A 13,119-nucleotide genomic window follows, 5' to 3' on the forward strand; every position below is an offset into this window, starting at 1 on the left:
GTAAATCCTATTTGGAATAGCGGCGAATGGCTTCGAGAAGCTCATCGACGCCTTTCGCTCTTTCTTCGTTGCTGAGTGTGGGATTCGCGACGTGTTCACGAGCGTGATCTTCGATGATTTCATCCATCAGCCCATTAATAGCGCCACGGGTCGAAGCGACCAAAAGCAAGGTTTTGGAGCAGTCATCATCAGAGTCGAGTGCTCGCTCAATCGCCTGGATCTGCCCAGCGATGCGCTTCACGCGTTTAAGAAGATTGTCTTTGCTTGATCTCAAATGACCCATACCATACCCCCCCTGCCTATATTGAGTGCATCATCACATGCTCCAACGAACCATACAAGCGTGCCGTGGAAGCCTTCCGACCGGCAGCGTTGCTGCAATAAAATCTGCAATCGAAACAATATCGTTTTGCTGGGCAAAACCAATAAAGTCGAGGAGCAGATACGCCCCTCAGTCACGCTTAGATGGCGGGTGTCTGTAGGATTATCTGAATGCCCTAGCCTTGGATCGCGCAGAACCCCGTACAACTCAGGGATAGGCTATGAGGCCTCTCAAGCAAGACGTCATCTTCCGCAAAAGCGACTCAGTACAGTAGTTGGCCCCATAGTGCGAACACTGGAACGACGGCTAAGACAAATAAACTGTAACGACAGTCCACAAAAAAAGGCGCCACTAGGGCGCCTAAGCCGTCTCCAAAACCAAAGGAGAAACAAAGAGACGGGGTGTATCTGGTAATCGGACACCTGATGCCGAGGGCTAGCGCCCGTTAAAGGAGTTGCAGTGGATATTCGACAATCAGTCGGACCTCGTCCAAATCAGATTCGAAATCGGTGGCTCGTGTCGTTGCCTGGCGAACACGCAAAGACATATCCTTCAGAGAACCTGACTGGATGACGTACTTAGCCTCAATGTCTCGCTCCCAACGCTTTTGGTCCTGTAATGGGGCACCATCCGCTCCGCGACGCATGTACACGCTGTTCGCGTTGGAATAGTCCGCGTCCCAACCCTTCGCGTAACGAGTCATGAAGCTAAGACCGGGGATGCCGAAAGCCTGCATATCTAGATCATAGCGTAGCTGCAAAGATTGCTCTTTCGGGGAGTTGAAGTCGCTGTACTGAATAGAGTTATCCAAGAAAATCGAATCTGATTGACGTAGGTAGTCAAAGTCGTCGTTGCCATTGTTACGCTGATACCCGACGGTCACCGTATGAGCTCCGAATTTGACCCCGGTCTTGCCGCTCCAGATGTTGTTATCGAAGCTCCCCAGAAGTTTTTTTCCCTCATCAACGGCTCGGTAATAATTAAAGCCACCGATCAGCGATACGCTGTCTGAGAGTGGATAGCTCAATGTGGTGCCCGCGTAATACTGGTTCCAAACATCCTTGAATTGGCTGGTGTAAAGACTTACACCTACGTGCTCATTGACGGTGTAATCGCCCCCTAGATAAGCAATCCACGGAGCATCAACCGCCCCGGCGTAGAAAGTCGAAAAGCCATCACGCATGCCACTGGAGTTGGGTTGGCTCATCGCATGCAGCCGACCACCCTGAAGGGTCAGGTCTTTGATGCTGGTGTTGGTAAACGTTGCACCACGGAAACTTTCCGGGAGGAGTCGGGAATCCCCATACGCCACGACAGGAGTCGACGGAAAGACATCCCCTACCTTGACGACTGTATCCAGGAAACGGACCTTTGCGGCGCCGCCTACTTTTGAATAGGAGTCTTCAGGTTGGCCTTTACTGTTGTGCGGCAAGACATCGACTGAACTTCGAGCTCCCGAGCGACCATCGCCTGAGTCAAGCTTGAGGCCTTCCATTGCAAACGCATCGATGCCGAACCCGACGGCGCCTTGTGTAAAACCAGACTCAAAACGACCGATAATGCCATGAGCCCACTCTGCTGAGTAGCCATTGCCCGTAGGACTTGACTGGCCTTTTCGATAATCTCGATTGAAATAAAGATTTCGATTGAGAATACTAAAGGTGCTCCCCTCAATGAACCCTTCAGGCTTTTGTTCAACGCCCACTGCAACTTGCCCCATGCTCATGCCAAGGGCAATGAGAGAAAGACTGTAAAAGCTTTTATTGTTCATTTAACACTCCAGGCTTTAGCTTGGCAGAGTTTCTTTGTGAAATATTTTTATCATTATAAAAGCCACCGGCACGTGAGGGTTTCCTCTACGCGCCGGCAGACATAATTTCATACAATAGATAACTCCAGCGTGACCTGAAAATTACTTCTATGTCAGCGAACAGTAAGCATGCCTAAAAATATATCGAGTAGTCTGGTGCAGACATCGCTTATCTCTACTAGCTTCCGTGCGGGCAGTTTGTGCCCATGACCATGTACTCCAAGGTGTTGATCTTGCCCGCCGAATCTTCATAAGTCATGCGCGAAGGGGCTACGCCGCAGGTTTTATTGGCCTGAGTGGTACTGATTACCTTCTGGACATCAAGGTTCATTCCATATTCATAATGAACAACTTCAGGTATCGCCTTTCCGTTTTCTAAGGCGTACTGCTCCATTGCCTGTTGGTTCTCTTGCATCATCCGACCATACACACGGTCACCGCCTCCTTCAGCCATGGCTAATGAAGATAAGGTCAAAATCGAAGCGGCGCAAAACGCTTTCATTGCTGTCATTGCTTTCATGATTTTCTCCTAAAGCTCAATTTTCTGAGTTAAAGAGTAACAAGTGAAAGCTTTCAGAAAGCTGCCGCGAAGGTTACTAATGTGAAAGGTGGACCCTACTCCGCGTTTACGCTTTCAAGCCAGATGGCATTTTTGTTATCACCAAAGGTTGGCAGAAGCTAACGGAACACAGATGCCCTCAAAAGCTTATTGAAACCGGTGGTCCCTCCCAATCCCTTGATACGCCGGTAGATCTGAGCAAGGCCTCTGCGTCGACCCCTGTTCTGGCCAGGCTTTCCAGATCCCACTCGAAGAAACTGGAAAAAACCAGGAAAACCTTGCTTGATACCGCTGAGGTCAATCTTACCGTCGAGTAATTCACGGGGAGCTTCATCCTGATGAGTTCAGAGACAGTCCACACCAAAGTTCTTAGACGGAAATGCCATACTGACTCCTGATGAATCTTGATCTGTTGATAAGTAAGGGGGAACCTCTGCTTGCGTAGATCCAGCTCATGAGGTAACGAACCTGGGAGTAGCGATTGCAAATTCCGAATGTTCACTCTCTTCGGATCTTTCGTAACTTTATACAGCTCATCTACGCCCGCTTCGATAAGGGCTGCATAGGCGCCGTCTCTTGAGTCGACGGACTTTTCGACCGTAACTGTAGGTTTTTTAGGTGCATGGAGTTTTGCCATTAACCATGCGTTATCATTTTCTAGAATCCATTGCGTAGGTTTGTACGCCTTCTTCCAGAGGTACTCGACATCGGCGTCGGTACGCAGCGCTAAAAGCAACTCAATTTTTTGGCGATATCTAGTTTTTTGGTTAGGAAGCGATTGTTCGCCTTTGGGAACTCGCGTAGAAACAGAGGCACTCAGCAGGATAGACTCATTCTTCAGAGCCTCTTCAAAGTTATCTGCACTGGAAAACAAATGAAGAGCAATGATCAAATGCCGCGCGAGCGGCATATTTAGCTGACCTTTATCTGATTTGAGCCGGATCCATTGCTCATGCTTTCCGTTGTTGTAGGCTGGATCAATCTGCGCCAAAAGTTCATCGCCGTAAGCGCTTTGGATGCTGTCGAATAGTTTCGCAATGCCCGCATTTTTTCCGAAAATGAATCCGCGCTTCTTGCATTGGCGGACGTAGCACGAACTCAATACCGTGCTGCCTATCGGAGGAATATTGCGTTGCAAGATATCGTGTGCGAACAGAGCGACTTTCTGTTCCATCTTTGAACCCTTGTGTATTGCTGCGCTGTTTAACGGGCTCCAGCCGCATGCGCATGGCTCAGTCAGATTGGGAAGCAGTTTCAATTTACGGTAGAACGGGCGAGAGCACTCGGGGCAGGCATGGATCAATGCGTCGCCATGACGCCAACAGACGGCAACACCGGGTATCTGGTGAGATCGATGCCAGTAGGCAGAACCCCGCTCAATCAAATCTTCCTGAACGCAGGTAGGACAAAGCTTAGCCTTGCCATGGGTGGACTCTTCTCTGCGGGGCACCCGTACCACCCCGTCATAACCCAGCGGTCCTTCGTTGTTCTCCGGCCCCTGCTTAACCCCAAGAAACGGCCGGTAAGCAGGAAAAGTAGTATTGCTACTGATCAGCTCTGCGAGATTGCTCTCCGATTGCCCCGGCAGCCTGTGCGCGAGCCTCTCGATCTGCTTGGGTACGATGCCACCAATGCAAAAGGGTTTCGATGCGAACAAATCGCGGTAGGTTTCTGCCGCGGTTCTATTGCCTGACAGATAGTGATAGCGGGTGACACGAGAGTGCAGCATTTCATCCGGCATCGACACGGGAAAAAATAATAGATCAGACATCATTTACCAATTAAAGGTAGGGGTCGAAGAGAACGTGCATCCGGGGGCAGTATATATGCAACCCGTAAAATTCTGTATCCGGTCTGGATTTGGAAATTACACAGCCGCTCAACTTTGAATCGTAGTAAATTCATCTAAACCCCGCCGCGCCCGTACTGCTTGAAATACAGAACACGTATCGATAACCCGTGTAGGTCAGCCAATGGCGATTGCAAAACTATTTCGGGTGATCGCGGGTTAATACGTTTTAGATGATGATTGTGATCATCCAGCGTATGCCGGCGCTATTCTGGTGGGTGTAAATTTTCATTAACAGAAAAACAATGTGTTCACGGTGAATTGATTTAGAACTTTTTTTAGATAGAGGGAATGCCCGGCTGGATTACAGCGGGGGCCGAATGCTCGCGACCCTGTAGAGCGAAGAACGTGATATAGGCTTGCCCTCCGAGAACAATTGGCGTCTAGCCCATCGCAGACGCCTATCGTGAAAGCCTTCGATTGGTTCACATACTTTTTCGAGCATTGCTGCACAGAGAGGAAGCTTGCAGAGCTGCTTTTCGAAGCGAGAAAGAACATGAAGCTCCCGACCAATCCTGGTACGCGAAATGCGGACAGGCTTACCCGCGAGAGCATAAAGCGTATCGGCACACTGACGGACTTCGCCGGCCAGTCTCGCATCGAGGGCAGCGAACATTTCGGTGCTATTTAGACGAGGCGTACGATGTGGGCTTGGGTTTGCAGTTGACTCCGAAAGCCACTGTATATCGTGACGATACAGCCATGCATACCCCCTGCATGCATGTGCTTTGTAACATCGATAATCAGCCTCGAAAGCCGCGCGTCTTGCGCATAGCTCAATGTGAAATCGTGCCTCCCTCCAAGCATCTTGCCCACCGGGTACATTTCGGATGTGACGATAGACATACGCTGATGAAACGCCTAGAACGGCAGCGATCTTTTTGGCATCAGCTCCTTCAAGAGCATGTTTCCACACAGCGGCTGACGAACAGTCCAGGCCTTTACTAGGCATCACCGGAGAAAGGCGCGCGAGAAGCCGAATGTGAGCTTTCGGATCACATGCCACCGCCTGTTTCACTGGGCATTGACCATGCAGCAAGCTCACCATTTCAATGCCCAGAGCACCGGCCAATAAAATGTATTTGAGCGGATGGTGGGAGGTTATAGGCGTACGAAGCAGCTTCGTGACCCATGAGGCGGGTGTACCTGCACGAACATCTCCGAGTATAGAAAATTCCCATTCACGCGGGAGTGCGGCAAAAAAATCGGCCATGTGCTGCGCCAGCATGTGCAGGTGCAAGCGATGGTTATCAGAGGCAAGGTTGAGCTGCGTCGCCCTTTGTAAAAGCGTGTAGCGCACCGCCTCCGCCGACAAAGCATTGACTTCAGACTCTATGACCTGAAGCGAACGCAACGCTATTTCGTGAAGCGGCGGCATACACCGCAACGGGGTGTCGAGAAGTACCGTGTGTGCTTGCACATTCTCATCACTCGGCAGATTAAGTTGTCGAGAGCTGCGGCTGGACCAGCGAGGATCAAGAATCCTGAGTGACGTGCCGTGATGCGGACATACCAGCACGCCTGGAAGCATGTGTACCCTGTGCCAGTAAGCAACTCCCCGTTGAGCCTGATCTTGGGCGATACATTCTGGGCATAACCGCACTCGGGAGGCGAATCCAATACGGCTCGCGTTGACGCCCAGCTTTAACATCAAACCTTTCCCATCAGCGGTCATCAGCGTCCGAGCGTGTTCAACCTGGCTCATCCTCAAAAACGGCGCATAGTAGGGTAATAATGTGTGGCGCATGAGGACCTCGGCTACCGATAGCTCGGTACCGCTGGGTAGTGCATCGACAAAATCCCCTAAGTGACTCGGGAATGCCACATTTTGCGAAAATGCTGCCGCCGATTTCAGTCCGGCAAATGCTGCTTGGCAATTACGAACACCACAAAGACGGGCATAGCGAGAAATCACGCTGTGCAGCGTCTCGTCGGGAAACGCGGCAGGGAAGAAATGGAGTTTAAGGTGCACTTCACCACCCTCCGACTCACGCTTTGTGATACATCGGTGAGAACTCAAAAAGGTCCTCGTTGAGCCAGCCCGAAGCGCGCAGAGCTTCGAGAGGAGCGTCATGTTCGCTAAGCGCTTTAGCCTCTGAGTTTTCCACAGCAGTAGCAATCGGCGATGGGTGGTCTTTCGCAAGAATGCTTGGAGATGGGTCTGCCGGCTTCTCACGGGATACAACGCTTCGAAGCAAGGCAAGGCGATCCTCTCGTGCCAAACCATCGAAGACCATCATTTCGCTCAGCTGATCCTCGATCGGCAGCAAATCGTCGAACTGTCGCATCCGCTTCGGATCTCGGCTACGCAGAGCTGAAAGGGCTGGCTTTAGAATCTGCATTTTTGAGTTGCTTACCTTCACCAGGATCTCAGCAGTCAAACACTCCGAGCCACTCTGGACCGCATAACGCTGACTCAATACCAGCAGCTTGACCAAGAAATCTGTGACGCCTTGAGTGTGCTCATACAGCGTGTCAAAAATCTCGTCGGTCAGCTCAGCAATCTGCTTGCACCACTGATAGCTCCAGAGATTTTCGACCAACAACCGCCACTCCTCATCATCCTTTTCGAATCGTTTGAATTCGAGCGTGCCGGCACCACAGACTCGGCGGGCAGTCCGCATGGCTTCTGAGAACAGGCTAATCGTCGAATTCGTGCCACTGAAAACGACCGGGATCCCAATGTTATTTACCAAATGCAGAAAAAAATTCAGCATGCTCTCCTTACCACCGGTTTTCGCCAGGTGGAGGTTTTGCAGCTCGTCGATCAATAAGGCGCCGATGAAAAACGTGCTGGCCACCTGCTCCATTTGTTGCAGCGCATCATTGATGTTTCGATGCCTGTAGCGCTTGTGGTAGTCCTTGTCTCCCAGAGCGTCACCCACCGCATAAAAAAACTGCTGACAAAATCCAGCCAGCGATCCATCCCGAGGGCAGTCAAGCTTCAGCCATGTGATTTGGGTATGAACAAACTGCTTTCCTTCATAGCGCTCATGACGGATTGTCTGTGGATAAAGGCTCAAAATGGCGTGGAGTGCCGTTGACTTGCCAATGCCGCTCAGGCCAACGACGGTAAACGTTTCTGCAGTGGACTTGAACGCATCGTGGTAACGCTGAGCCCCAGATAAAGAATGCAAATGCCGGACGGTAGCGGGCGACATCGGGTTACGCCCAACATACCCTCGACGAATGAGCAGTGAGAACAGGGCCTCCAGTTCCAGATGTAGCAAAAACGGCTGTACCACGGTTCTTAGCCGGTCGATACAGTGAATTCGAGTGGCTCCTTCGAGCGTCAGCTCTTTCGGATCCACCGGCTGAGGAAAATTCGAGATCAGCTCAACAGCCGCCGCCTCCGACAATATCGGAGGCAAAGCTTCGATAAGCGGGTTACCCGCATACTCACTAATGTCCTGTCTGACGTAATTGGCAAACGTCTGTGCACCTTTCATTTTGCCTGTCCTGGCCGAATTCTTTTGAGCAAATCGATAACCTGCGCAGTGCGCTCGCCGGCATATGAATCATGCGCTTTCGGTGTCAATTCAGATTGAAGTGAAGCTGGCTCCGCCCTAACGCCTTCAGGAACAACAGCATTTTCACGCTCACGGAGACGTTCTTCTGCGCGGTTCTCGCGGATGTTTCCAGTGGCCTCTGCCTTGGTGGGCGGAGCAGGTTCCAGTTTTCGTTCTGCGAGTGCATGACTGATGATCTGGTGGACCTGATCGCTAAGCTGCACACGGCTTTCCAGCTCGGCTCGCCGGCGAGTAGGCGGTTTTTGGCGATAGGCTTCGAGCAGATCAAAAATCTCGTCCGAGCGGTAATTCGCGTAACCGGCATCCGATCGTCGAAGATCACAACGGATAAACTGCTTGGCCTCTCCCTGAATCCAAATGTGTGCCGCAGAGTTCGGATCGAACCAACACTCTATTGACCAAACGCCCCCTTTGCGAGCCTTGGCAAACCAATCTTTCTCTATGGCCATATCACACACGTAGTGCATGCCGCGAAACATCACCCCGCCCTTTTGAACGGTCGCGCGCTCGCGAGGCAAGAGATGGAGGTAAACCAGCTCGTCAGGACGTTTGTTGGATTCGATCAGGTCGTTGTCGTAGGCCCAATTCCATATCCCGTTGGGTGTAGGTTCAACGCCGTCATTCATCATCGCCTGAGTCAGTCGTTCAGGCTGTCGATGGTGCCCGTTATAGTGGAGTACGCACTTGATGAGGATTTGGGTGAACTCTTTGAGATTCAGCGTGGCATCGAGCCGGTAGTCTCGCTCGCCTCGCTCTTTGTCTCGCGCTGCTACCCCGCCAGGTAGCCATCTGATACCCGTCAAATCATTCAAAATGCCAAACCGACTTTCCACCATAGGCTTCCAATCCGGCCGATAAGGCGGAGCAGTGCCCATCTCAATTCCCAATCCTGACGATAGCCCCTCTGCTGCGAGTGACAGCATCTCTCCTCGGTCGGCGTAAATCTGGTGGGGCAGGTGGTGACAATTCCAATCATCTGCATTGATTTCGACGCCGTTCTGAGCGCAGAACTCGACTTTGGAGGTAAATGCGTTGAACAGCGCTTGCCTGGCCCCATTCCAACTAGGGCCCTCCAATCCTACATAGAGACCAGCAATCATTCCGGAGAAGCTATCCACAACGATATAAACTACGGGCCGGCCAATGAGCATCCGCCTGGAGTAGCTGTTGACCAAATAAATATCGGCAATAGTCGCGTCGATCTCGAACTGATGACAGGGTCCACGCAGCCAATCGCGAACGGTACCTGAAAGCGGACGGCAGTCTTTTAACCATCTCCTCAATCCTTTACGGCCACGCTCGGTTTCAATCTCGTCGAAAAAAATCTGTCCCCAATATTGGAACTGCCTCAAGCTGGGGAGTTCTGAACCAGGCAACAAACGAAGCTCTTCTTCACTGTTTTTAGAGATGTCTCGAACTGAGTAGAATCGTCTCAACATTTCGTCATATGCGCTCGAAATAGAAGATTTCTTATCTCTTACATATAGAGCATACCCAACACGGATGCATCGTTTATCAACCGCACTAAGCATCTTGGAAGGCGAAGTAAGAACGCCTTGAAATTTAGGCTTTCGCCCTGGTGGCCTACTTGGATCATATTTTCTATCCGCAACACCTACCGCCGTATAATTACTAAGCAATGAGTTGCGAACTTGACCATAAAACCAATATCGGTAAAGAAGCCGATAGATCGTTTTCCGCTGGATTCCGAGCTCTGACGCCCGTCTGCTAACAAGCCGGCCTAACTCACCTCGTACAAATATTTGTCCCGGGTATTCAGGATCTAATAGAGGGGCGATAACGGCCCACTTTTCGTCCCGGCCTTGCTTGGCTCTCTCATCCAACTGTTCCTCAAGCACAAGCATAAACTCGGGCGTGGTGATGGCTGCTGGTTTGGTGTGACCAGATGCTATCGAGCGACGCAGCTCCTCCAGACCAACCGCGTACGGCTGCCGGGGTGGGTCAGCTAGATCTATCACAACTGCTAAGTCACGCGTTTCATCCTGGTAAAGGAGCCTGGCTATCGTAGAGATGACCGACAGATCGGTTACAGGCTCGAAAACGTCATTAACGAGAACAGTCATGACATTTTCTCCTTCAACGATACTTGGACAGGGCTCGCGGAAACTTCGAAGTCAGGAACTAGACCAGTAAGATGGAGAGGAGTGTTAACCAAATCTATTTTCAGTATCTTGGTCCAAACCAGATGAAAGAAAATTGCTTGAGCGTCTATATAGGAAATTGACAGAAGGGATGCTATTTTTCTTAGACAGGTGGCCAAGGTCCACGAATATTCCCGGCTGTTCACTAGGCACTCAATAAAATTCGAATGCAACGGCAGTTTCATTAAATCACGAGAGAGCTTCGAGTATCTCCTGATTAGTCCAATATTTTTTATCAAATCTCGTGTAAAAAACTCGTCTGTTACGATTTTCCAATCAACACCTTGGCTTTCCCAAAAGCGCTTTTCAATCTCAAGTTTCTCAAGCGTTCTTTTACTTCTGTTGCCAATTAAATCGGAACGATACTTCACCGTCCTAGCTACCGATTTGAAGTTTCCGCTCGGGTCTTTAACAGTTAACAGGAAGTCTGTTGTCATCACATAAGGCAGTGTTGTTCTAGGGTATCTTGGATAGCGTACAGCTATCGCCGACGCTATCGCTTGCGCACGCTCTGTGGGTAGTAAAGGGTATTGCTCTCGGATATCCACGACGTCTTCAGAAAATTCACACACAAGGAAGTACGAACGCTCGAGATCTGACAGTAGGTGATGAATTCTCTCGATCTTCACACCTTGAATCTTGTGCGAACGACCTATCGACGGGACATCTTGTACCCGCAGCCAAGGCACGTAGCTTGCCCCGGCGCCTTCGCCAAATCCATTTGCAATGTGCCGTTCAATGTCCTGCTGTGATGCAAACTTACGACCTCGCAACCCACGCCTCCTCAGTCGATGCGGACCGCTTCACCTCGCGTCGAGAAAAAGTCGTAGAAGGACACGACTGCCAAAGCGGCCGTATTCAAAACATTTTCCAGACTACACCCGCTGAAAGTTGAAGCGATGAATCCAGACCAAAGGGAAAGCCTGGAAAGGAAAACCCCTGTAGATACGGGGGGTTGAGCCTTGTGTCAATCTATGTTCATCAGTGTCAAACTTTATTGTTTTGTGTCAATCTTTATTGTTCAAAACCACCAGGCCTCCAGGCGCCAGCCGTATTACTCCACCGTCACCGACTTCGCCAGGTTGCGCGGCTGGTCAACGTCGGTGCCCTTGAGCACGGCGACGTAGTACGACAGCAATTGCAGCGGGATGGTGTAGAGGATCGGCGACAGGGTGTCGTGGATGTGCGGCATGTTGATGACGTGGGTGCCTTCGCCATTGACCATGCCGGCTTTCTCGTCGGCGAAGACGATCAGTTGGCCGCCGCGGGCGCGCACTTCCTGCAGGTTGGACTTGAGCTTCTCCAGCAGTTCGTTGTTCGGCGCGACGGTGACCACCGGCATGTCGTCATCCACCAGGGCCAATGGGCCGTGTTTCAGTTCGCCGGCCGGGTAGGCTTCGGCGTGGATGTACGAAATTTCCTTGAGCTTCAGGGAGCCTTCCATCGCCACCGGGTATTGCGCGCCACGGCCGAGGAACAGGGTGTGGTTCTTGTCGGCGAACAGCTCGGCGACTTTTTCTACGGTGCTGTCCATCGCCAGCGCTTCGCCGAGGCGGGTCGGCAGGCGGCGCAGTTCTTCCACCAGGGTGGCTTCGACGCCGGGGGCCAGGGTGCCGCGTACTTGGCCCAGGGACAGGGTCAGCAGCAGCAGGCCGACCAGTTGGGTGGTGAAGGCTTTGGTGGAGGCCACGCCGATTTCGCGACCGGCCTGGGTCAGCAGGGTCAGGTCGGACTCACGCACCAGGGAGCTGATGCTGACGTTGCAGATCGCCAGGCTGGCGAGGAAGCCCAGCTCTTTGGCGTTACGCAGGGCGGCCAGGGTGTCGGCGGTTTCGCCGGACTGCGAGATGGTCACGAACAGGCTGTCGGGCTGCACCACCACCTTGCGGTAGCGGAATTCGCTGGCGACTTCGACCTGGCACGGGATGCCGGCCAGTTCTTCCAGCCAGTAACGCGCAACCATCCCGGCGTGGTAGCTGGTGCCGCAGGCCACGATCTGGACATTGCGCACCTTGGCGAACAGCTCGGCGGCTTGCGGGCCGAAGGCGTTGACCAGCACTTGCTTGTCGCCAAGTCGACCTTCCAGGGTGCGTTGCACCACGGCCGGTTGCTCGTGGATTTCCTTGAGCATGAAGTGGCGGAACGCGCCCTTGTCGGCCGCTTCGGCGCCGTCGCGGTATTGCACGGCTTCGCGCTCGACGGAATTGCCGTTTACGTCCCAGATCGCCACGCTGTCACGGCGGATGTCGGCAATATCGCCTTCTTCCAGGTACATGAAGCGGTCGGTGACCTGGCGCAGGGCCAGTTGGTCGGAGGCGAGGAAGTTTTCCCCCAGGCCCAGGCCGATCACCAGCGGGCTGCCACTGCGCGCGGCAACCACGCGGTCGGGTTGGCTCGCGCAGATCACGGCCAGGCCGTAGGCGCCGTGCAGTTCCTTGACCGTGGCCTTGAGGGCGGCGGTCAGGTCGCTGTGGTCCTTGAGCTTGTGGTCGAGCAGGTGGGCGATGACTTCGGTGTCGGTGTCCGAGGTGAACACGTAACCCAGGTTCTTCAACTGTTCACGCAGCGCTTCGTGGTTTTCGATGATGCCGTTGTGTACCACGGCCACGTCGCCGGAGAAGTGCGGGTGGGCGTTACGTTCGCACGGCGCACCGTGGGTGGCCCAACGGGTGTGGGCGATGCCCAGGCGACCGACCAGCGGTTCGCCGGCCAGGGCCTGGTCCAACTCGCTGACCTTGCCCGGACGACGCAGGCGCTCCAGCTTGCCGGCGTTGGTGAAGACCGCCACACCGGCGCTGTCATAGCCGCGGTATTCCAGACGTTTGAGGCCTTCGATCAGGATGGGGGTGATGTTACGTTCAGCGACTGCGCCAACAATGCCACACAT

9 protein-coding genes are annotated in these 13,119 nt (G+C 52.6%); all 9 read right to left on the minus strand.

The genetic code is table 11. The features are described from left to right. Positions 1 to 7: 7 nt before the first annotated feature. Complete coding sequence (locus AC07W0_RS15650; protein ID WP_010565096.1) at positions 8 to 283, minus strand: metal/formaldehyde-sensitive transcriptional repressor; 276 nt, start codon at positions 281 to 283, stop codon at positions 8 to 10. 484 nt (positions 284 to 767) lie between these two features. After that, the gene (locus tag AC07W0_RS15655; protein WP_010565095.1) at positions 768 to 2,093 is read right to left on the minus strand and encodes an OprD family porin; all 1,326 of its coding nucleotides are present in this window, start codon (positions 2,091 to 2,093) and stop codon (positions 768 to 770) included. Between the two features lie 217 nt (positions 2,094 to 2,310). Next, a complete protein-coding gene (locus AC07W0_RS15660) occupies positions 2,311 to 2,643 on the minus strand; it encodes a DUF2790 domain-containing protein (RefSeq protein ID WP_034101776.1) in 333 nt (110 codons plus the stop codon). 187 nt (positions 2,644 to 2,830) lie between these two features. Continuing rightward, on the minus strand, positions 2,831 to 4,462 hold the full coding sequence (locus tag AC07W0_RS15665) for a TnsD family Tn7-like transposition protein (protein ID WP_232591053.1): 1,632 nt from the start codon (positions 4,460 to 4,462) through the stop codon (positions 2,831 to 2,833). 382 nt (positions 4,463 to 4,844) lie between these two features. After that, on the minus strand, positions 4,845 to 6,512 hold the full coding sequence (locus AC07W0_RS15670; protein WP_082136168.1) for a TnsD family Tn7-like transposition protein: 1,668 nt from the start codon (positions 6,510 to 6,512) through the stop codon (positions 4,845 to 4,847). A gap of 16 nt (positions 6,513 to 6,528) precedes the next feature. Next, a complete protein-coding gene (locus AC07W0_RS15675; RefSeq protein WP_017848908.1) occupies positions 6,529 to 7,989 on the minus strand; it encodes an ATP-binding protein in 1,461 nt (486 codons plus the stop codon). After that, positions 7,986 to 10,154, minus strand: a complete 2,169-nt coding sequence (locus AC07W0_RS15680) for a TnsB C-terminal domain-containing protein (protein ID WP_034101595.1) — start codon at positions 10,152 to 10,154, stop codon at positions 7,986 to 7,988. The genes AC07W0_RS15675 and AC07W0_RS15680 overlap by 4 nt, the downstream gene beginning before the upstream one ends. Further along, entirely contained in the window at positions 10,151 to 11,005 is an 855-nt protein-coding gene (locus AC07W0_RS15685; protein ID WP_010567715.1) for a TnsA endonuclease N-terminal domain-containing protein, read from the minus strand. Before AC07W0_RS15685 ends, AC07W0_RS15680 begins: the two co-directional genes overlap by 4 nt. A 281-nt stretch (positions 11,006 to 11,286) precedes the next feature. Then, positions 11,287 to 13,119: a glutamine--fructose-6-phosphate transaminase (isomerizing) gene (gene glmS / locus AC07W0_RS15690; protein ID WP_046484443.1), complete on the minus strand. Its 1,833-nt coding sequence runs from the start codon at positions 13,117 to 13,119 to the stop codon at positions 11,287 to 11,289.

The sequence above is a fragment of the Pseudomonas sp. GW704-F2 genome, assembly GCF_059423025.1.

What these genes read in the sequence shown, in the direction of transcription:
- AC07W0_RS15650 (WP_010565096.1), bottom strand. Translation starts at nt 283, where the DNA reads ATGGGTCATTTGAGATCAAGCAAAGACAATCTTCTTAAACGCGTGAAG.
- AC07W0_RS15655 (WP_010565095.1), bottom strand. Translation starts at nt 2,093, where the DNA reads ATGAACAATAAAAGCTTTTACAGTCTTTCTCTCATTGCCCTTGGCATG.
- AC07W0_RS15660 (WP_034101776.1), bottom strand. Translation starts at nt 2,643, where the DNA reads ATGACAGCAATGAAAGCGTTTTGCGCCGCTTCGATTTTGACCTTATCT.
- AC07W0_RS15665 (WP_232591053.1), bottom strand. Translation starts at nt 4,462, where the DNA reads ATGTCTGATCTATTATTTTTTCCCGTGTCGATGCCGGATGAAATGCTG.
- AC07W0_RS15675 (WP_017848908.1), bottom strand. Translation starts at nt 7,989, where the DNA reads ATGAAAGGTGCACAGACGTTTGCCAATTACGTCAGACAGGACATTAGT.
- AC07W0_RS15680 (WP_034101595.1), bottom strand. Translation starts at nt 10,154, where the DNA reads ATGACTGTTCTCGTTAATGACGTTTTCGAGCCTGTAACCGATCTGTCG.
- glmS (WP_046484443.1), bottom strand. Translation starts at nt 13,119, where the DNA reads ATGTGTGGCATTGTTGGCGCAGTCGCTGAACGTAACATCACCCCCATC.